The organism is Streptomyces sp. NPDC001970, from assembly GCF_053594115.1.
The window spans coordinates 1-20082 of record NZ_JBSFDW010000019.1; the positions used below are offsets into that span (position 1 = coordinate 1).

Annotated in this window: 17 protein-coding genes and 2 tRNA genes; 11 read left to right on the plus strand and 8 right to left on the minus strand. The window is 70.0% G+C overall.

Annotated elements, in window-relative coordinates; all coding sequences use genetic code 11:
• Window positions 1-169 precede the first annotated feature (169 nt).
• Together ACWCP0_RS22570 and ACWCP0_RS22575 are read right to left on the minus strand one after the other, a co-directional pair.
• Window positions 170-691 carry an NUDIX hydrolase gene (locus tag ACWCP0_RS22570; protein ID WP_451080604.1) on the minus strand — a complete coding sequence of 174 codons (522 nt, stop codon included), beginning with the start codon at window positions 689-691 and terminating at the stop codon, window positions 170-172.
• Complete coding sequence (locus tag ACWCP0_RS22575) at window positions 688-2148, minus strand: zinc-dependent metalloprotease (protein WP_451080605.1); 1461 nt, start codon at window positions 2146-2148, stop codon at window positions 688-690. The genes ACWCP0_RS22570 and ACWCP0_RS22575 overlap by 4 nt, the downstream gene beginning before the upstream one ends.
• A gap of 190 nt (window positions 2149-2338) precedes the next feature.
• On the opposite strand from ACWCP0_RS22575, the gene ACWCP0_RS22580 reads away from it, so the two are divergent.
• The 4 genes from ACWCP0_RS22580 to ACWCP0_RS22595 all read left to right on the plus strand — a co-directional run bounded on the left by ACWCP0_RS22580 (window position 2339) and on the right by ACWCP0_RS22595 (window position 5581).
• On the plus strand, window positions 2339-3451 hold the full coding sequence (locus ACWCP0_RS22580; protein ID WP_451080606.1) for an SDR family oxidoreductase: 1113 nt from the start codon (window positions 2339-2341) through the stop codon (window positions 3449-3451).
• Window positions 3452-3613: 162 nt separating this feature from the next.
• Window positions 3614-4075 (plus strand): molybdenum cofactor biosynthesis protein MoaE, encoded by a 462-nt coding sequence (locus tag ACWCP0_RS22585; protein WP_451080607.1) that lies wholly within the window; start codon window positions 3614-3616, stop codon window positions 4073-4075.
• A 162-nt stretch (window positions 4076-4237) separates the two neighbouring features.
• Window positions 4238-4408, plus strand: a complete 171-nt coding sequence (locus ACWCP0_RS22590) for a hypothetical protein (RefSeq protein WP_451080608.1) — start codon at window positions 4238-4240, stop codon at window positions 4406-4408.
• An 84-nt stretch (window positions 4409-4492) separates the two neighbouring features.
• Window positions 4493-5581, plus strand: a complete 1089-nt coding sequence (locus tag ACWCP0_RS22595; protein ID WP_451080609.1) for a YlbL family protein — start codon at window positions 4493-4495, stop codon at window positions 5579-5581.
• Window positions 5582-5710: 129 nt separating this feature from the next.
• Here the strand turns inward: ACWCP0_RS22595 and ACWCP0_RS22600 are convergent, their stop codons facing one another.
• Window positions 5711-6268 carry a PPA1309 family protein gene (locus tag ACWCP0_RS22600; protein ID WP_451080610.1) on the minus strand — a complete coding sequence of 186 codons (558 nt, stop codon included), beginning with the start codon at window positions 6266-6268 and terminating at the stop codon, window positions 5711-5713.
• 154 nt (window positions 6269-6422) lie between these two features.
• Between ACWCP0_RS22600 and ACWCP0_RS22605 the strand changes: the two genes are divergently transcribed.
• The 4 genes from ACWCP0_RS22605 (at window position 6423) to ACWCP0_RS22620 (ending at window position 11995) form a co-directional block, all read left to right on the plus strand.
• On the plus strand, window positions 6423-9311 hold the full coding sequence (locus ACWCP0_RS22605; protein WP_451080735.1) for a UPF0182 family membrane protein: 2889 nt from the start codon (window positions 6423-6425) through the stop codon (window positions 9309-9311).
• A gap of 95 nt (window positions 9312-9406) precedes the next feature.
• Window positions 9407-9480: transfer RNA gene (locus ACWCP0_RS22610), tRNA-Met, on the plus strand.
• A gap of 214 nt (window positions 9481-9694) precedes the next feature.
• Window positions 9695-11836, plus strand: a complete 2142-nt coding sequence (locus ACWCP0_RS22615; RefSeq protein WP_451080611.1) for a sel1 repeat family protein — start codon at window positions 9695-9697, stop codon at window positions 11834-11836.
• Between the two features lie 85 nt (window positions 11837-11921).
• Window positions 11922-11995 (plus strand) — tRNA-Met (locus ACWCP0_RS22620).
• Window positions 11996-12217: 222 nt separating this feature from the next.
• Here the strand turns inward: ACWCP0_RS22620 and ACWCP0_RS22625 are convergent.
• Entirely contained in the window at window positions 12218-12634 is a 417-nt protein-coding gene (locus tag ACWCP0_RS22625; RefSeq protein WP_451080612.1) for a Fur family transcriptional regulator, read from the minus strand.
• A 127-nt stretch (window positions 12635-12761) separates the two neighbouring features.
• On the opposite strand from ACWCP0_RS22625, the gene ACWCP0_RS22630 reads away from it, so the two are divergent.
• Window positions 12762-14240, plus strand: a complete 1479-nt coding sequence (locus ACWCP0_RS22630) for a catalase (RefSeq protein WP_451080613.1) — start codon at window positions 12762-12764, stop codon at window positions 14238-14240.
• An 86-nt stretch (window positions 14241-14326) separates the two neighbouring features.
• On the opposite strand, the gene ACWCP0_RS22635 is transcribed toward ACWCP0_RS22630, so the two are convergent.
• Entirely contained in the window at window positions 14327-14737 is a 411-nt protein-coding gene (locus ACWCP0_RS22635) for a CBS domain-containing protein (protein WP_451080614.1), read from the minus strand.
• Between the two features lie 799 nt (window positions 14738-15536).
• Between ACWCP0_RS22635 and ACWCP0_RS22640 the strand changes: the two genes are divergently transcribed.
• Window positions 15537-16310, plus strand: coding sequence for an enoyl-CoA hydratase-related protein (locus tag ACWCP0_RS22640; protein ID WP_451080615.1), 774 nt, complete (start codon window positions 15537-15539; stop codon window positions 16308-16310).
• 300 nt (window positions 16311-16610) lie between these two features.
• On the opposite strand, the gene ACWCP0_RS22645 is transcribed toward ACWCP0_RS22640, so the two are convergent.
• Together ACWCP0_RS22645 and hisN are read right to left on the minus strand one after the other, a co-directional pair.
• A complete protein-coding gene (locus ACWCP0_RS22645; protein ID WP_451080616.1) occupies window positions 16611-17801 on the minus strand; it encodes an NAD(P)/FAD-dependent oxidoreductase in 1191 nt (396 codons plus the stop codon).
• A 310-nt stretch (window positions 17802-18111) separates the two neighbouring features.
• Window positions 18112-18912, minus strand: coding sequence for a histidinol-phosphatase (hisN, locus tag ACWCP0_RS22650; protein ID WP_451080617.1), 801 nt, complete (start codon window positions 18910-18912; stop codon window positions 18112-18114).
• A gap of 157 nt (window positions 18913-19069) precedes the next feature.
• Between hisN and ACWCP0_RS22655 the strand changes: the two genes are divergently transcribed.
• Window positions 19070-19699 (plus strand): TetR/AcrR family transcriptional regulator, encoded by a 630-nt coding sequence (locus ACWCP0_RS22655; protein WP_451080618.1) that lies wholly within the window; start codon window positions 19070-19072, stop codon window positions 19697-19699.
• Here ACWCP0_RS22655 and ACWCP0_RS22660 read toward each other — a convergent pair.
• The gene (locus ACWCP0_RS22660) at window positions 19665-19988 is read right to left on the minus strand and encodes a DMT family transporter (protein ID WP_451080619.1); all 324 of its coding nucleotides are present in this window, start codon (window positions 19986-19988) and stop codon (window positions 19665-19667) included. The genes ACWCP0_RS22655 and ACWCP0_RS22660 overlap by 35 nt on opposite strands.
• Window positions 19989-20082: the final 94 nt, after the last annotated feature.

The following is a 20082-nucleotide window of genomic DNA, read 5'->3' on the forward strand; positions in this document are numbered from 1 at the left end:
AGACCCCAAGCCGTTCATCTGGACCAAGAGCGCCGAGGAAATCCTCGAATCCCTCGCCCGCTTCTGCCGACGGATCTCCGGCGCAGGACACTAGCCGCACATACGGGTATGGGGCGGTCGCCATCGGCGACCGCCCCATACCCGTCGGCTGCAGCCCACTCTCTGGCGGCTACAGCCGCGCGCGCGTCCGCTCCATCAGCCGCACCACCGACTCGTCTGCCACGTTCGCCACGTCGTCGTAGGCGAACCAGCGGAGATCGAGCGACTCGTCGCTGATCTCCTCCACGGAGCCCGGCGGCGCCAGCGCGGCGTACTGCACATCGAGATGCCAGTGGCAGGGCGCCGGAATCGCATGCCGGTCCAGCCTCACCGGGCCGCCCGTCAGCAGCGTCAGGCCGCGCACCCCGGACTCCTCCGTCGCCTCACGCAACGCAGCCGCGGTCAGCGTCGCATCCCCCGGCTCGCAGTGGCCGCCCATCTGCAGCCACATGCCCAGCTTCTTGTGCAGCGTCAGCAGTACCTGGCCGCGCTCCGGGTCGATCACCAGCGCGCTGGCCGTCAGGTGCCCGGCCTCGCACGCCTTCCACATCCCGTCGGGATGGGCGGCAAGATGATCCAGATACGTCTGGCGCAGCTCTTCCTGGTCCTCGTACTCCTTCAGTACGCGGACGGCGTCGTCGTACAGACTCACTTGTCGGTGTCGTCCTCGTCGTTCCGGCCGGGCTTGTCGTCACCCTTGGTGCCCTGGCCTTCGGTGCCCTGCCCCTTGGCGGCCTCGCCGAGCATCTTGTCCAGCTCCGAGAAGTCCAGATGCTCGCGGTGGACGAAGCCGTCCGGGTCGTCCAGGTCGGACGCGGTCGGCAGCATGTCCGGGTGCGCCCAGAGGCCGTCGCGGCCGTCGAACCCGCGGGCGTCCGTCAGCGACGCCCACAGCCGCGAGGCGTCCCGCAGCCGACGCGGACGCAGCTCCAGACCGATCAGCGTGGCGAACGTCTGCTCGGCGGGGCCTCCGGACGCCCGGCGTCGGCGCAGCGTCTCGCGCAGGGCGTCGGCGGAGGTCAGCCGGTTCTTCGCGGCATCGTGGACAACGGCGTCGACCCAGCCCTCGACCAGCGCGAGCGCCGTCTCCAGCCTGGCGAGTGCCGCCTTCTGCTCCGCGGTGTCCTCCGGCTGGAACATGCCCTGCTGGAGCGCTTCCTGCAGCTGCTCGGGGTGCGTCGGGTCGAACTGGCCGACGACGTCCTCCAGCTTGGTCGTGTCGACCTTGATCCCGCGCGCGTATCCGTCGACCGCACCGAACAAGTGCGAGCGCAGCCACGGCACGTGGGCGAACAGCCGCTGATGGGCGGCCTCGCGCAGGGCCAGATACAGCCGCACCTCGTCCTTGGTGACGCCGAGGTCCTTGCCGAACGCCTCCACGTTCAGCGGGAGCAGTGCGGCCTTGCCGGCCGGTCCGAGCGGCAGCCCGATGTCCGTGGAGCCGACGACCTCGCCCGCCAGCACGCCGATGGCCTGACCGATCTGCTGGCCGAACATGGCGCCGCCCATGGAGCGCATCATGCCGATCAGCGGGCCGGCCATCGCCTGCATCTCCTCGGGCAGCACATCGCCCATCGCGAGGCCCACACGCTCGGCGACCGGGTCGACGAGCTGCTGCCACGCCGGAAGGGTCGCCTCGACCCACTCGGCGCGGCTCCACGCCACGGCGGTGCTCGCACCCGAGGGCAGCGACGTCACACTGTCGAGCCACAGGTCGGCGAGACGGACGGCCTCCTCGACCGCGGCGCGCTCGGCAGGGCCGATGCTCGCGTCCTTCGTGCCGTCCTGGGTGCCCTGCGAGACCGTCTGGCGGGCGATCTGCTTCGCCATGTCCCAGTTCACCGGGCCGCCCTCGTAGCTCAGCATCTGGCCGAGCTGCTGGAAGGCGGCGCCGAGGTCGGTGGGGTTCAGCGAACCGAACATCGCCGCGAACGGATTCTCCGCACCGCCCGCGCCGGCACCCGGGAACCCGAACGCGAAGGGGTTGTCCGGGCCGCCGCCCCGGCCGCCGGAACCCTGCCCACCTCCGGCGGGGTCCTTCTTCTTGCCCTCGTCGCCGTTCTCCGGCTCCTCCGGCGGAAGGCCGAATCCGAATGGGGTGTCACTCACGGGTTTCCTCGGCTCGTAGGGCCGCCGGCTTCCTGCCGGCGGCGAATGCCCGACAACACCACCAGCCTAGACATCCGGGCCGGACAAGGGCTCGATGCTCCGTCGACTCATGGCCTGCGGCAGGATGGACGCCACCTGGTACGCACGCGTCATTCGCGCACTTACTGAACACAACCGCTGGAGACGCCCGGTGAGTTCCCCAGATCCGCAGGTTCGCGCAGCGCGAAACCACTCAACCCCGGCCATGGGGCGCGGCCCCGTGGTCGCGGTCACCGGCGCCGCATCGGGCGTCGGAGACCTGCTGACCAGGCGCCTCGTCGCATCCGACGAGATCAAGCAGGTCATCGCCATCGACGAGCGGCGCGGCGACGTTCCCGAGGCGCACTGGCACATTCTCGACGTCCGCGACCCGGCGATCGCCGAGAAGCTGCGCGGCGCCGACGTCGTCGTCCACCTCGCGCTGGACCTGGACCTGGAGACGGACCCGGCGGCGCGTACCGCGTACAACGTGCGCGGCACCCAGACCGTGCTCACCGCCGCGGCGGCGGCGGGCGTCCACCGGGCCGTCCTGTGCACGTCGGCGATGGTCTACGGGGCGCTGCCCGAAAACGACATCCCGCTCTCCGAGGACGCGGAGCTGCGCGCCACGGCGGAGGCGACCGGCGTCGGCGACCTGCTGGAGATCGAACGCCTGGGCCGGCGCGCGCCCCGCGCCCACCCGGGACTGAACGTCACGGTGGTGAGGCCCGCCGTCCTGGTGGGCGGCACGGACACGGCGCTCACCCGCTACTTCGAGTCCCCGCGGCTGCTCGTGGTCGCCGGATCCCGTCCCACCTGGCAGTTCTGCCACGTGGAGGACCTGGTGAGCGCCCTGGAGTACGCGGCTCTGGAGAAGGTCGACGGGGAGTTCGCGGTCGGCTGCGACGGCTGGCTCGAGCAGGAGGAGGTCGAGGAGCTCAGCGGCATCCGGCGCATGGAGCTGCCGTCCGCCGTCGCGCTGGGCGCGGCGGCCCGGCTGCACCGGATCGGCCTCACCCCGTCCCCCGCCGGGGATCTCGCGTACACGATGCACCCCTGGGTGGTCAGCGTCGGACGGCTGCACGACGCCGGGTGGCGGCCGCACTGGACGAACGAGGAGGTGCTCGCCGCGCTCCTGGAGGAGGTCGAGGGCCGGCACACCGTCGCGGGCCGCCGCCTCGGCCGCAAGGACGCCACGGCCGCCGCCGGTGCCGCGGGCGCGACTGTCGCGCTGCTCGGTACGGCCGCGCTGGTGCGGCGTGCCCGCAAGCGGCGCGGCCTGTAGCGGCGCTGCCCGCGCCCGTACCTCGCTGTGGCCCGTACCTCCATGTGGCCGTACCTCTCCGTACCTTTCTGTAGGAGGCTCCAAAGGAGGCTCCAAGCACAGCCGAGGCCGGCCGGGGGAAGCGCTATTCCGCGATGTAGCGGCGTACGGCACGATGGGGCCATGGCACGCACGAATGAGCACCCCGGAGAGCAGGCGGCAGCGGACCCCATCCGCCTCCTGGAGATCCGTGACACCCCGCTTTCCGTCGACGAGGTCTTCCGCGCCGTCGGTGACGACGCGGCCGGCGGCACGGCGCTCTTCGTCGGCACCGTGCGCAACCACGACGGCGGCGCCGACGTAGACACGCTCGGCTATTCCTGCCATCCCACCGCCTCGGCGGAGATGCGCCGCGTCGCGGAGAAGGTGGCCGCGGAGTACCCGGTTCGGGCCCTCGCCGCCATCCACCGTGTGGGCGATCTGAAGATCGGGGATCTCGCGGTTGTCGTCGCCGTCTCCTGCCCGCACCGCGGTGAGGCGTTCGAGGCCTGCCGCAAGCTGATCGACGACCTGAAGCACGAGGTCCCGATCTGGAAGCACCAGCGCTTCTCGGACGGTACCGAGGAGTGGGTGGGGGCGTGCTGACCGCGCTGTCGGGATGAATGACGGGCACCCCTCCCGGCTGTCACCGCGAGTCGATTTGCGTAACCGCCCCCCTGGCCCGAGCGTTGAACCGACGGATGGTTAATCTGCTGATCAGGTAGCTGTTGCAGCAGTTGCTCCAGCTCAAGGGGTTGGGAGGTCGGGATGGCGGCACTTGCCTGGTTGCTGATTCCGCTGATCGCTGCCATCGGTGCAGCGATATGGGGAAGCTGGGCCTCGCGCGATCGAACCACCGGGGACGTGGCCGAGCTCGCCGGCTACGCCCGCTTCTGTGATGCCATGGAGAAGTCCCACTCCGGTTCGGACGCCGCCTGACGCCTGCCGCGACCCCTCCGCCCCGGGCCCCGTACGGACCGGCCCGACGGGTGTACTGACGGACCAGTCCCGTACTGTCGTTCCATGCCACGCCGCACTGCGACGATGCTCGCCTCCACCCTCGTCCTCATTGTGCTGCTCTGTGTGGGCGTGTTCATGACGCCGCCCTACTCCGAGATGACGCCCGGGCCCACAGTGAACACGCTCGGCGAGTCCGGTGGTGAGCCGGTGCTGCAGGTTTCCGGCCGCAAGACGTACCCGACCTCCGGAAACCTCAACATGACGACGGTCCGGGTCACCGGCGCCGACTACAAGATGAACCTCGCCGAGGTGGTCTACGGCTGGCTTGCTCACGACAACGTGGTGGTGCCGCACGAGACCCTCTATCCGGACGGCAAGACGGAGGAGCAGTCCACCCAGGAGAACGCCGAGGAGTTCACCCAGTCCCAGGAGAGCGCCAAGGTCGCGGCGCTGCGGGAGCTGGGGATCCCGGTGAAGACGCGTGTGGTCGTCTCCTCCGTCCGCAAGGACAGCCCCGCGCAGGGCGTGCTGCATGCCGGCGATGTGATCAAGGCCGTGGACGGTACGCCGGTCAAGGCGCCGGACGATGTCGCGAAGGCCGTCACCAAGCACGAGCCCGGCGGCACGGTGGTCTTCTCCGTCGTCCCGGCGAAGGAGGCGGCGGCCGCGGAGAAGGCCGGCAAGGAGCCGACCGCCGCGCAGGACGTGTCCGTGAACACCGTGAAGTCGGACGAGGGCGACCGGGCCATCGTCGGTATCACCGCCGGCACGGACCACACGTTCCCGTTCACCATCGACATCAAGCTCGCCGATGTGGGCGGACCGAGCGCGGGACTGATGTTCGCGCTCGGCATCGTCGACAAGCTCACCCCGTCCGATCTGACCGGCGGCAAGTTCGTCGCCGGCACCGGCACGATCGACGAGAAGGGTGCGGTCGGCCCGATCGGCGGCATCGAGATGAAGCTGGTGGGCGCGCGGAACGCGGGCGCGGAGTACTTCCTGACGCCCAGCGACAACTGCAAGTCCGCCGCCTCCGACATCCCCGACGGCCTCACCCTGGTCAGGGTCAAGACCATCGACGACGCCGTGAAGTCCCTGGAGAAGATCCGCACCGGCGACACGACCGGCCTGCCCAGCTGCTCCACAGGCTGACCGGGCCGACCGGGCCACGGGGGCGGCGCGCCCTGGACCGATCACGCCCCCTCGTGTCGCCGGCCGCCGACGCCAGACGCCAGACCCCGGACGTCAGCCGTCGGCCGCGCGCCCGGCGCCACCCCGCAACTACGCCTCGAAGGTCGCGGACAGCGCCTCGGCCAGCCCCGGCACCAGGTCGGAACCGGTCAGGACCTCCGTCGGGGAGTCCTTCTCCCGCAGCCGCAGCGCCGACTCGCGCGCGCCGTCGCGGAGCACCGCCACCGTCATCCGGACCTCCTGACGGTCCGGGTGACCTGCGACCCACTTCGCCAGGCCGGCCTCGTCGAGGCCCTCCGGTACGGACGCCTCGGCGGACGGTGGCAGCATCAGCCGCTCCACCGTCAGGGCGCAGCCCGCCACCGCGTCGGGCCAGGCGATCGTGGCGAGGAACTCGTCGAGAGCGGTGCCCGAGGGGATCTCGTCCTGCTCGACCGGGGTCAGCGGAGCGGCCGCCTCACCGCCGTCGAGACCGAGCTGGGCGGCGAGGCCCGGCTCCTGAGTGCGCAGCTGCGCGGTGTCGACGAGGGCGAAGAGCCTCGCCGGCTGGTCCCAGCCGAGGCCGGAGGTGTACTCGTCGATTTCGAGCACCGCTCGCGTGAGCGGGCTCGCGGCCATCGGGGGGCCTGAGGGGGAAACGTTGGACATGGTCAATATCCTGCCTCCTTCGGGCCCGGAGTCGGGAACTAGGTAAAGCTTCAGTAAGTTGCATGAGTGGGCTCTACGATCGCTGAGCCTGCTTGCACAGGGCTTACACGAATTACACGACCGCGAACTCGAGGGGCGCACGTTGGCTTTCCAGATGCCGGACCGCGGCGGAGGCCCTACCGGGCCACGGATCAGAGTCGGTCGGCCGTCCCGGCGTGTCCGCACCCTGCTCATGACTCTGGGGGTGCTGGCCGTCCTGGCCATGGCCTTTGTCATGTTCGCCGGGTTCTGGACCGACTGGCTGTGGTACCGCTCGGTGAAGTACTCGTCGGTGTTCACCACCACCCTCTGGACCAAGGTCGGCCTGTTCGCCGTCTTCGGCCTGCTGATGGCTGCCGCGGTCGGGGTGAACATCTGGCTGGCGCACCGGCTGCGCCCGCCCCTGAGCGCGATGTCGATGGAGCAGCAGAGCCTCGACCGCTACCGGATGGGTGTCGCCCCGTACAAGAAGTGGGTGCTCCTCGCGATCACCGCTCTCGTCGGGCTGATCGCCGGAGCCTCCGCCTCCTCCCAGTGGCGCACCTGGCTGATGTGGGTCAACGGTGTGCCGTTCGGGCAGAAGGACCCCCAGTTCCAGATGGACGTGTCGTTCTACGCGTTCGATCTGCCCTGGTACCGCTTCCTGCTCGGCTTCGGCTTCGCCGCGGCCGTGCTCTCGCTGATCGCCGCCGCGCTCACGCACTATCTGTACGGGGGGCTGCGCATCACCAGCCCCGGTGCGCGGGCGACCGCCGCCGCCACCGGCCATCTCTCGGTGCTGCTCGGCCTCTTCGTCGCGCTCAAGGCCGTGGCGTACTGGCTGGACCGGTACGGCCTGGCCGTGAAGTCCAGTGACTTCAAGGCGGCCGGCAACTGGACGGGCCTGCGGTACGTCGACGCCAACGCGTATCTGCCGGCCAAGACGATCCTCTTCTGCATCGCCGTGATCTGCGCCGTGCTGTTCTTCGCCACGCTGTGGCGCCGCACCTGGCAGCTGCCGGTGATCGGCTTCGGCCTGATGGTGCTGTCGGCGATCCTGATCGGCGGCCTGTACCCGGCCATCGTGCAGAAGTTCCAGGTCCAGCCGAACGAGCAGGCCAAGGAAGCCGCGTACATCCAGAAGAACATCGATGCCACGCGCAAGGCGTACGGCATCGACACGGCCAAGGCCGAGAACTATCCCGGCAAGGGCGACCCGAAGCGCAAGGCGGAGCAGCGCGACCAGGCGACGTCCGCCGCCAGCTACCGGCTCGTCGACTCCAATGTCGTCTCGCCCGCCTTCCAGCAGCTCCAGCAGGAGCGCAAGTACTACCAGTTCCCCGCGACCCTGGACGTCGACCGGTACACCGGCCCGGACGGGAAGCCGCAGGACACGGTCATCGGTCTGCGCGAGCTCAACATCAAGGGCATCCCCAAGCGCAACTGGATCAACGACCACTTCACCTACACCCACGGCTACGGCGCGATCGCGGCCAAGGGGACCAGCACCGTCACGGACCCCGACCAGGGCACGGTCGGCGCGCCCGACTTCACCGAGTCCGGACTGCCGACGACGGGTCAGCTCGGCAAGTACGAGCAGCGGATCTACTACGGCGAGAAGACCGAGCAGTACTCGATCGTGGGCGGCCCGCAGAAGGAGCTCGACTACGAGAAGAACGGTGAGGAGACCACCAGCTACAAGGGCAAGAGCGGGGTCAACCTCTCCAACGCGTTCAACCGAGCGGCGTACGCGGTGGCGTTCAACGAGCCGCAGATCGTCTACTCCGGAGCGATCGGCGAGGGCTCGCGGATCCTGTACAACCGCACGCCCAAGGAGCGCGTCGAGGCGGTGGCCCCCTGGCTCACCATCGACGGCGACGCCTACCCGGCGGTGGTCGACGGCCGCATCAAGTGGATCGTCGACGCGTACACCACGACGAACGGCTACCCCTACGCCTCGCGTACGACGCTGGGCGAGACGACGGCCGACTCGCTGACCGACAGCCAGCGGGCCGTCGTCGCGCAGCAGAACCAGGTCAACTACATCCGCAATTCCGTGAAGGCCACCGTCGACGCCTACGACGGCACGGTCGAGCTGTACCAGTGGGACACGGAGGACCCGGTCCTCAAGACCTGGATGAAGGCCTTCCCGGACACGGTGAAGCCCAAGGGCGACATCGATCCGGGCCTGATGGCCCATCTGCGCTACCCGCAGGACATGTTCAAGGTCCAGCGCGAGCTGCTCACCCGCTACCACGTCACCGACCCCGAGCAGTTCTACAGCGGCAGTGACGCCTGGCAGGTGCCGGACGACCCGACGAACCAGGACAGCAGCGCGGTCCCGCCGTACTACCTGAGCCTCAAGATGCCCGGCGAGACCGAGCAGAAGTTCTCGCTGACGACGACGTTCACGCCCAGCGGACGCCCCAACCTCGGTGCGTTCATGGCCGTCGACGCCGATGCGAACAGCAAGAACTACGGCTCGATAAGGCTGCTGAGAGTCACGTCGACCGTCCAAGGGCCCTCGCAGGTGCAGAGTGAGCTCAACAGCGTGCCCGAGGTCGCGACGTTCGTGCGTGACCTGAGGGGTACGGACTCGGAGATCGACTACGGCAACCTGCTCACGGTTCCGCTGGACGGCGGGTTCCTGTACGTCGAGCCGGTGTACGCCCGAGGCGGCGCCGCGAACTACCCGCTGCTGAAGAAGGTGGCCGTCTCGTACGGCGGAAAGCCTGTCTTCAAGGACAGCCTGGCGGAGGCGCTGAACGCGGTCTTCGGGGTCGACGGCGCCGAGCAGCCGCCTACGACGCCACCGCCGCCGAGTGACACGACGAAGCCGCCGGTCACCGGTGATGTGGCACTGAAGCAGGCCATCGCGGACGCGCAGAAGGCGTACGAGGAAGGCCAGGCCGCGCTCAAGAAGAACGACTGGGCGGCGTACGGAAAGGCCCAGGCGGACCTGCAGGCAGCGCTGGAACGCGCGGCCGCGGCACAGCAGCCGCAGCCGCAGCCGCAGGGAGACTGACCGCAAGGCCGGGCAGGTGGCAGGTGACTGCCCGGTGGCCGAAGGGCCGCCGGGCAGTGGCCGCCACGCACCGTGGTACGGTTGGTGCACAACGACGCGGGGTGGAGCAGCTCGGTAGCTCGCTGGGCTCATAACCCAGAGGTCGCAGGTTCAAATCCTGTCCCCGCTACTGAAGTCGAGGGCCCGGATCCATCAAGGATCCGGGCCCTCGTCATGCGCCGGGGGCGTTCGGGGGAAGTGGGTGCCGGGTGTGGCGAGTTGGTCGGGGCGGGTTGGGGTGAGACGTGTTTGACTTATCTCTCTGTGGGCATGTCGACAAAACGCTGAAGTGACCTCACTGGCTGCGGTATACCAGGTGTACGCGGGTTGCAGGTGGTGCGACGATGGGATTTATGGGGGACAGGGCAACTCTGTTGACTACAGGGCGGTTTGCGCAGCGGCATACCGGAACCGCGATGAGCGCGGTCGGTATCGATGCCGTGGAGGCGGCAGGCGCCCTGGATTTCGCCGAGCCCTTCGACGCCCTGGCGCCCGCCGGCCTCGCGGGGCCGGCTGCGTCCACCGACCACGTGGAACCCCTCGAGTCCATGGAGTCCGTCGAGTTTGGTGAATCCCTCGATTTCGCCGCGTCCGCCGGCTCCGTCGAACCCATGGACGGCGTCGACGCCGTCGACGCCGTGGAGTCGGCCGAGGCCGAGACAGAGGCACGACACCGCCGTGCGGCCGAGGCCGGGGACATCGCGTCCATGAGCGTCCTCGGGGCGATGCTGCTGCGCCGCGGAGACCTGGACGGCGCGGAGCCGTTCCTGCGCGGCGCGACCGCCGAGGGCGACCGCGCCGCCGCGAACAACCTGGGTGTGCTGCTCCACCAGCGCGGCTACGCCGACGAGGCGGCCGGCTGGTGGCGCATCGCCGCCGTCGCGGGCTCCGCGGCGGCCGCGCACGCCCTGGGCCGGCACTACCGCGAGCGCGGCGACGAGCCCGCCGCCGAGTACTGGCTGCGCCAGTCGGCCGAGCAGGGCCATGCGCTCGGCGCGTACGCACTGGCCGACCTGCTGGAGCACCGCAGCGAGCCCGGCGCGGAGCGCTGGCTCCGCGCGGCGGCGGAGCAGGGCCACCGGGAGGCGGCCTACCGACTGGCGCGTGCGCTGGAACGCCACGCCGTGGCCGCGGACGTGCGCCCGGACCGCCCGCAGGGCGTCCGGCTCGACAACGGCAGCCGTGCGGCCGAGCGCGGGAGCCGTGGTGCGCGTGCGCCGGGCGCGGGCGGCCGTGCGCCCGGGCGGGCCGAGACGGGCGCCGCAGGGGCGCGGGCGCTGTGGCGGGAGGCCGAGCAGTGGTACCGGCAGGCCGCCGCGCGAGGGCACCGGCGGGCCGCGCTGCATCTGGGGGCGATCCTGGAGCGGCGGGGCGAGCTGAAGGAGGCCGGGCGGTGGTACCTCACGTCCGCGAAGGACGGCGAGGCCCGTGCCGCCTGCGCGCTCGGGTTCATGCTGCGCGACGCCGGCGACGAGGAGAGCGCCGCCGTGTGGTGGCTGCGTGCCGCGCAGGACGGAGACGGCAACGCCGCCAACGCCCTGGGCGCACTGCACGCCGCCCGCGGTGAGCAGCAGACAGCCGAGCGCTGGTACCGCGCGGCCATGGATGCGGGCGACGTCAACGGCGCCTACAACCTCGGCCTGCTCTGCGCCGCCCAGGACCGCACCGCCCAGGCCGAGCAGTGGTACCGCCGCGCCGCCTACGCGGGCCACCGCGAGGCCTCCAACGCGCTCGCCGTGCTGCTTCTCCAGGCCGGTGACGCGGCCGGCGCGGAGCCGTGGTTCTCCAAGGCCGCGGAGGCCGGCAGCGTGGACGCCGCGTTCAACCTCGGCATCCTGTACGCCGGCCGGGACGACGACCGTACGGCCCTGCGCTGGTACGAGCGGGCAGCCGCTGCCGGGCACACCGAGGCCGCCCTCCAGGTCGGCATGGCGCGGCTGCGCGACGGCGAGGAGCGGGATGCGGAGCGGCACCTGCGGTGCGCTGCCGGCGGTGGCAGCGCCGAGGCGGCGTTCCGGCTCGCGACCGTGCTCGACGCACGCCAGGTGCCGCCCGGACCGCCGGCACTCGGCGAGCCGGTGACCGAGAAGACGGAGTGCGAGGAGTGGTACGAGCGGGCCGCCGAGCAGGGGCACCGGCGTGCGCAGGTACGGGTCGGCATGCTCGCCGCGGCGCGCGGTGACCTCGAGGATGCGGCGCGGTGGTACCGGGAGGCCGCGGAGTCGGGCAGCCGCAACGGGGCGTTCAACCTCGGGCTGCTGCTCGCCCGCGAGGGCAACGAGCGCGAGGCGGCCCTGTGGTGGGCGCGCGCCGCACGGGCCGGGCACGGACGTGCGGCGCTGCGGATGGCGCTGCTCGCGGCGAGGCGGGGCGAGCTCGCCGAGGGCCAGCGGTGGTGCGCGCGGGCCGTGGAGCTGGGGCCGGAGGAGGTCGCGAAGCGCGCGGCGGCGTTGCGGGAGGCGCTGCATCAGGAGCTGACGGCGTGATCGCTCGGCATCATGCCGTGACGAACAGGCGAACGATTATCGATTTGCGCTGGTCCGTGGGGTGACGTACTGTTGGGTTCACCGACGCGGGGTGGAGCAGCTCGGTAGCTCGCTGGGCTCATAACCCAGAGGTCGCAGGTTCAAATCCTGTCCCCGCTACTGAAACCGAAGGCCCGGATTCCTTGAGGATCCGGGCCTTCGGTATGTTCGGGACTGCGGGCCGGTGGGCGGTCCCGTGCCCACCGGTTCTTCCCCTGGTACCTCGTCGCTGGAAAGTCCCGGCGGCTCGTTCCCAGGGAGCCCCCGGCGGAACGAATGCCCACGACACCACGGCAGGCGGCAGACCACGGCCGGGCGACCACGGCCGGGCGATGACCGGAGCTAGGCGTTCGCGCAGTTCGGGCAGATGCCCCGGTAAGTGACCTCGACGTCGGAGATCGTGAAGCCGAAGCGCTCGGCGTCCGGGAGGTCCGACAGAGGGTTGCCCGTCGGGTGGACGTCGCGGATGGCGCCGCAGCGGGCGCAGACCAGGTGCTGGTGCGGACGGTGCGCGTTCGGGTCGTACCGCTTGGCGCGGCGGTCCGTGGAGACCTCCAGGATCTCGCCCAGCGTGACCAGCTCACCCAGCGTGTTGTACACCGTCGCGCGGGAGATCTCCGGCAGCCGCTCGACGGCACGTGCGTGCACCTCGTCGGCGGTCAGGTGAACGTGCTCACCGTCGAGGACCTCGGCCACGACGCGACGCTGTGCGGTCATCCGCCAGCCGCGTCCGCGCAGTCGTTCCAACAGGTCACTCATACGTATCAGCCTAACAGCCTGGGGAGGCGCGTCCCGAACGGGTGTGACTTTGGATGTTTACTTGACTTAGACAATGTCCATCATAGGATCGTGTGTGGCATTGGCCAAGGGACAGGACTTGCTTCGAATGACGCAGGACACGCAGGAGGCGCACGTGATTCAGGGACCGCTCACCACGGAGGCCGGCGCACCGGTCGCCGACAACCAGAACAGTGAGACCGCGGGCGTCGGCGGTCCGGTTCTGGTCCAGGACCAGCTGCTGCTCGAGAAGCTCGCGCACTTCAACCGTGAGCGCATCCCGGAGCGGGTCGTCCACGCGCGTGGTGCCGGCGCTTACGGCACGTTCACCGTGACGGCCGACGTCACCCGGTACACCCGCGCGAAGTTCCTCTCCGAGGTCGGCAAGCAGACCGAGACCTTCCTGCGCTTCTCCACCGTCGCGGGCAACCTCGGTGCGGCCGACGCGGTCCGTGACCCGCGCGGCTTCGCGCTGAAGTTCTACACCGAAGAGGGCAACTACGACCTCGTCGGCAACAACACCCCGGTGTTCTTCATCAAGGACGCCATCAAGTTCCCCGACTTCATCCACACGCAGAAGCGCGACCCGTACACGGGCAGCCAGGAAGCGGACAACGTCTGGGACTTCTGGGGCCTCAGCCCCGAGTCGACGCACCAGGTGACCTGGCTCTTCGGTGACCGCGGCATCCCCGCCTCGTACCGCCACATGAACGGCTACGGCTCGCACACGTACCAGTGGAACAACGAGGCCGGCGAGGTCTTCTGGGTCAAGTACCACTTCAAGACCGACCAGGGCATCAGGAACCTCACGCAGGCCGAGGCGAACAAGCTCGCGGGTGAGGACCCGGACAGCCACCAGCGCGACCTGCGCGAGGCCATCGAGCGCGACGACTTCCCGTCCTGGACCGTGCAGGTCCAGATCATGCCGGCGGCCGATGCGGCGACCTACCGCTTCAACCCGTTCGACCTCACCAAGGTGTGGCCGCACGAGGACTACCCGCCGATCGAGATCGGCAAGCTGGAGCTCAACCGCAACCCGGAGAACATCTTCGCGGAGGTCGAGCAGTCCATCTTCAGCCCCGCGCACTTCGTGCCGGGCATCGGTCCGTCCCCGGACAAGATGCTCCAGGGCCGTCTCTTCGCGTACGGCGACGCCCACCGCTACCGCGTCGGCATCAACGCCGACCACCTGCCGGTGAACCGTCCGCACGCCACCGAGGCGCGCACCAACTCCCGTGACGGCTTCCTGTACGACGGCCGCCACAAGGGCGCCAAGAACTACGAGCCGAACAGCTTCGGCGGCCCCTTCCAGACGGACCGTCCGCTGTGGCAGTCGACCGCCGTCGCCGGCGGCACCGGCAACCACGTGGCCCCGTCGCACGCCGAGGACAACGACTTCGTCCAGGCGGGCAACCTCTACCGCCTGATGTCCGAGGACGAGAAGGGCCGTCTGATCGAGAACCTGTCGGGCTTCATCGCCAAGGTCTCCCGTGACGAGATCGCCGAACGTGCGATCGACAACTTCCGCCAGGCTGACGGCGACTTCGGCAAGCGGCTGGAGGCCGCGGTCCAGGCCCTGCGCGGCTGACACACCAGCACTGCGCCGCTTGTCGTGGAGGGAGGGCCGGATCCCCGTTCAGGGGATCCGGCCCTCTCGTGTGCCCCGCGGTCTCCCTAGCCGCTGAGTGCGGCTGCCGTCGCGCGCCGCCGGGCGGCCGGCGTCCAGCAGCGGATGATGTCGCGTACGGAGACGATGCCGACAGGACCGTGGGCGTCGAGCACGATGAGATGGCGGAAGCCGCCGTGCGTCATGGCCTCCGCCGCCTCCTCCAGCGTCCAGGCGGGCGCGGCGAAGACGACGTCGGTGGTGGTGTGGGTACCTGCGATTTCGCGGTCGGGGTCCTGACCGGCGCCGAGCGAGTTCAGGATGTCCCGCTCGGTGAGGATGCCGAGACCACTGGTGTCGGGGTCGAGGACGACGGCCGCCCCGACGCGGCGTGCGGCCATCAGCCGGGCTGCCTGGCGGAGGGTGTGTGCGGGGCCGATGGTGAGGACCACCGTGCTCATGGCGTCACGGACGAGCATGGATGGAGCCACCTCCTTGGTGAACCGTTCAACGAGAACTGATTCACAAGTTCACAAGTGGGGGGACTCTCAGCGTGGCAGCGATGTGCGATACCAACAAGGGGGCGTGCGCGGCCGAGTGGGGGCGCGGATGGCGTGCGGCGCGCGGCCGGTGGAGGGGTGAGCCCGGTGCGGCTGGAGGGCCGTGTGCCGCCCGGGTGCCGGCGGCCGTCCCCCTGATGCCCGGCACCGACAAGCGGTGCAGGCGTCAGTAGCGCTGGTTGAGATCGACTCCCTTCGTGTGCTGCTGAGTTACTCCGCGACCCAGTGGCGACCTGCGGCTGAGCCGTCGTTGCATGACGTCGTCGGTCGTTGCCGGCCACCCTTGGACGGCCCACAGACGGCCCCATCGTGCAGATGCGGTGGGCGCGGCTGTGGGCCGTCGTTGGCGTATGGGTTGGGGTACAGCGCGTCTGATCCGTAGGCGGGTGCACCTCGATCGTGCTGGCCCCCACGGCCGCTACCGCTCGAAATTTGCCTTGCCCGCGTGTGTGCTTGCCCATCAGCGTCCGCCGACGTTGATGTCACGTTGATGTCATCGGCTCCGGTCGTGAACCGTCGACTCTCAGCCGTGTCCGCGCACGGATGACGCGATCGTGTCCCATCGAGTGGTGTAGTCACTGGCCGAGCTGATTCGGTTCCGGCTGGGGAGGCTGGCGGTCGTCCTCGGCCGCTATGGACTGTGGACAGCGCCCAGGCGGAGCCATGTTCGAAGTTCAGGACAAGGACTCGGAACGCGGGCCAGGCGTAGGCTGAGATCATGGCCATGTGTGAGCGGGTGATCGTGTCCCCTCGAGGCGATTTCACCTGGGTCACCATGAATCATCCCGAGCGCAGGAACGCCCTGAGCTGGGAGATGCTGCGAGAGCTGCAGAAATCCCTGACCGAGGTGGCCGGCTCCCGGGCCACGGGGATCGTGCTGGCGGCCAGGGGACCGGTGTTCAGTTCCGGGCACGACTTCGCCGACGTGCTGGCCCTGGACGTTCAGAGCGCCCGCGAGCTGCTGCAGCTGTGCACCGACGTGATGCGGCTGCTCGAGTCCCTCCCCCAGGTGGTGGTGGCCCGGGTGCAGGGGCTGGCCACGGCCGCAGGGTGTCAGCTGGTGGCGTCCTGCGACCTGGCCGTGGCGGGTGACCGTGCCGGTTTCGCCCTTCCCGGCGGCAAGGGGGGCTGGTTCTGCCACACCCCTGCCGTGCCGGTGGCCCGCTCCATCGGACGCAAACGGCTCATGGAGATGGCCCTGACCGGTGACGTGATCGACGCCCGCACCGCCCTGGACTGGGGACTGATCAACCAAGTCGTACCCGACAGCGAGCTGGACACAGCGGTCGAGGAACTCCTCACCCGCGCCACCCGCGGCAGCGCGGCCAGCAAGGCACTGGGCAAACGCACCCTGTATGCACAACTGGACCGACCTGAAGCAGACGCCTATGACATCGCCTTCCCGGTCATGGCCGACTCCTCCCAGACCCCGGCAGCCCGTGAAGGCATCGCCTCCTTCCTCGACAAACGCCCACCCCACTGGCCCGAATAGCATCAAGGGCGGCCGACGCCATTCAGTTCGGCTGCCAGTCCAGGGTGGAGGTGCGCCCTGCCACCACCGGGCCGCGATGCCGGGTGAGGCCGCCGGGGCAATCGACCGGCGCACCCCGTGCGGGTCGGAAAAGGGGATGCGGCCGTGCCTGCCAGTGAGCGGTTGGACGCCACCGCCAGCGGCCACTTCTGCCCTGCGGCACGCTGCGTCGCTCGGTCATGCCGCCGAAGCCGTGGGCGGGCGTGGGCGCTGGCGGCTGGGGCACCGCGGGAGCGTTCTTGAGCGGGTCAGGTCTTCTCGTCAGGCCCAGCGGGCCTGCAAGTGCCGCAGGAGGATGGTCGCCGCGGCCGGCGCGGCTTTGACGAAACCCAGAAACGGGCCGAAGTCCTGGGTGGCTGCGAAGCCGGTGAGATAGAGGCCGGGAACGGTGGTCTGGAAGTTCTCGTCCAATACCGGGAAACCGTTGCGGGTGGCGATCTGCTCCAAGAGACCGGCCAGGTAGGGGACACGTGCCAGATCGGGCGCGTACCCGGTGGCGAACACCACCTGATCAGCTGTCAGGGTTTCGGAATTGGACAGCGTGACCTGCACGGTGTCACCGGTCGCGCCGCCGTCGGCGTGGACGACATCGGTGTCCGGCCACAGGTGCACCACCGCGGGGTCCAGCCGGGCAGGCAGCCACGGTTCCAGAGTCGCCCGTCCGGCCCGCCAGCACCGCATGACGATCGCTTCCCGCTCCATGGCCGTCAGCCGACGCCACCACCTGGTGACCTGCAGGGTGCTGTCGATGTAGTCGTCGAAGAACGCCCAGCTCACCGGCTCAAAACGCGGAACGGGATGGCGGTGGACGATGTCGACGTGTTCGGCATCGTGCTCGGCCAGCAAGGCCGCCCACTCGTACGCGCTCTGCCGACCTCCCACGATCAGCACACGTCGGCCCGCCAGTTCGTCGAAACAGACCAGGTCACAGCTATGGGCCGCCCGACGGGCCGGCACACCGGCCGCCCACAGAGGCAACTGCCGAAAATAGCAGAGACCAGGAGCGGCGACCACGACTTTGGCACGCACCCGCCCGCCATCGGCGAGTTCCGCTTCGAATCCCGTCTCCCGCCGCGCGATGTCCAGCACCGGTCCGGGCCGGACCGGCACCTGCTTGACGCGGCGGAACCACTCGCCGTACTCACGAAACAGTCCCACGGGGACCGGGAGGATCTCGTCACCGGTCAGCCCCTGCTCTTCCAGGTAGGCCTGAAGTGTGTGCACTCCCGCGGCGTCCAGATGCCAGTCGACCCCCGAGCGCAGCAGCATCCCGTCGGGCATGTGCTCATGCCAAAAACCCATCGGCCGCCCGACCACCTGCGTGTCAATGCCGTAATCGCGGGCGAGGGCGGCCGCTGAGAGTCCGTACGGTCCCGCACCGACGACGAGCACATCGGTGGAGAGAGTTTCGTCCATGTCAGGCTCCCTTTCGGCCTGCGGATCCGCGGACACCAGCAGGTGCGTGCGACGCGGCCGAGCCAGGACACCGCATGGCCCTCAGCCCCGGGCCTGGCCCCTGCAGACCTGGCAGGGTCCGCCCCGGCCGAGACACCCCCGTTCCCCCCTCCATTCCACCGCACACGGCGCACCCGAGCATCACGGCCGTCGCGGACCGGCATCCGACGAGACCGTAACGGGCCGATGACGCCACTTGCTGTCCCTGATCGAGAGGTCGCGCGGACAGGCGTGCGGTCATGGTCGGCGGTTCGGGCGACGGCCCAGGGGGCCTGAGCCAAACGCGCAGGTCACGCGGGAAGCGACGTCAGTAGCGCTGATTGAGATAGCCCAGCAGCTCCTCGTGCAGCAGCCCGTTCGACGCCGCCGCGTTGCCGCTGTGCGGGCCGCGGACCCCGTCCAGGCCGGTGAACGTGCCGCCCGCCTCCTGGACCACGATCGCGGTCGCCGCCATGTCCCACAACGACAGCTCCGGCTCCGCGCAGATGTCCACAGAACCCTCGGCCACCATCATGTACGGCCAGAAGTCGCCGTACGCCCGCGTGCGCCACACAGCCCGCGTCAGATCGAGGAAGCCGTCCAGCCGCCCGTACTCCTCCCAGCCGCTGAGCGAGGAGTACGCGAACGACGCGTCCGAGAGCCGGGACATCTTCGAGACGTGGAGGCGGGTCGCGGAGGACAGGCTGCGGCCGGTGTACGCACCCGCGCCCTTCGCCGCCCACCAGCGGCGGCCGAGCGCCGGTGCCGACACCACGCCGACGACGGGCTGGTAGCCGCCCTCACCGGCCTCCATCAGGGAGATCAGCGTTGCCCACACGGGAACCCCGCGAACGTAGTTCTTCGTGCCGTCGATCGGGTCGATGACCCAGCGCCGCGGGCCGGTGCCCTCGATGCCGTACTCCTCGCCGAGGATCGCGTCGCGCGGCCTGGCGCGCTGGAGCTGGGAGCGGATCAGCTCCTCGGCCGCCTTGTCGGCCTCGCTCACCGGAGTCATGTCCGGCTTGGTCTCGACCTTGAGGTCGAGCGCCTTGAACCGGGCCATCGTCGCCGCGTCGGCGGCGTCCGCGAGGACATGGGCGAGACGCAGATCATCGTGATAGTCGGCCATGGTCGAACTCTATCCCCGCAGGCGCAACGCAACTCCGGCCCCTCGGACTCCTCGTCGGGCGAGACCGGGGACCGCAGGTGCTCTTGACAGCGCGTGTCCGCGCGTCAACTCTGAGCGCAGCGCCGCAGGGCCCCGGGGGCCCGCCCGGGAGGCCACGATGCCATCAGCGCGAGAAGCACTGCTGAACGCCGCTCTCACCGCTCTCTCCCATCTGCCCTGGTCGGGGATCCGGATGGTCGATGTCGCCTCCGTCGCGGGGGTCTCCCGTCAGACGCTCTACAACGAGTTCGGCAGCAAGGAGGGCCTTGCCCGCGCGCTCGTGCGGCGCGAGGCCGACGCGTATCTCCACGGAGTGGAGCGGGCGCTGCTCCTCGAGCGTGGCGCGGGCGGCGTCGAGCAGCTCGTGGCCGTCGCCGAGTGGACCGTCGGCGAGGCCCGCGCCAGGCCGCTGCTGCGTGCCCTGCTCACCGGCTGCTGGGGCGAGCGCCTGCCGGCGCCGCGTGCCGTGCGGACCGCCGCCCGCTCCGGCGTGCCCGCGCAGCGCCGCGCGGACGCCAGGCATCCCGCGCCGGCCGAGCTGGCAGCGGCCGTACGGGACCGCTCGCTCGCCGCACTGGAACAGGCTGCCCGGAGCCGTACCAAAGAGGAGGCCGCCGAGGTCGCCCACCGCTGCGAACTGGCCGTGCGGCTCGCGCTCTCGTGCGTCGTCGCCCCCGCCCCCGAAGGCGTCGGTCAGCTGGTCCGTACGGCCGTCAGTGGGCCGGGCTGGAGAGCTGCAGGCCGATGACGCCGGAGATCACCAGGACGATCGAGACGATCTTCAGGGTGGAGGCCACCTCCCCGAGGAAGATCATTCCGTAGATCGCGGTGCCCGACGCCCCGATCCCTGTCCACACCGCGTAGGCAGGGCCGACGTCGAGCTTGCGCAGCGACAGCGTCAGCAGGCCGAAGCTGCTCATCGCGAAGATGGCGAACGCGATGGTCGGCCAGAGACGCGTGAAGCCGTGCGACAGCTTGAGACAGATCGCGAACCCCGTCTCCAGGAGTCCGGCGACAACTACCAGCAGCCACGCCATGGTCAGTGCCTCCCGCGTCCCAGTCCCACGCTCAGTGACTGCTTCGTCTCACTTGGTGCGATTATGCACTTACCAGCGGCGGTCGTTCGCAAAC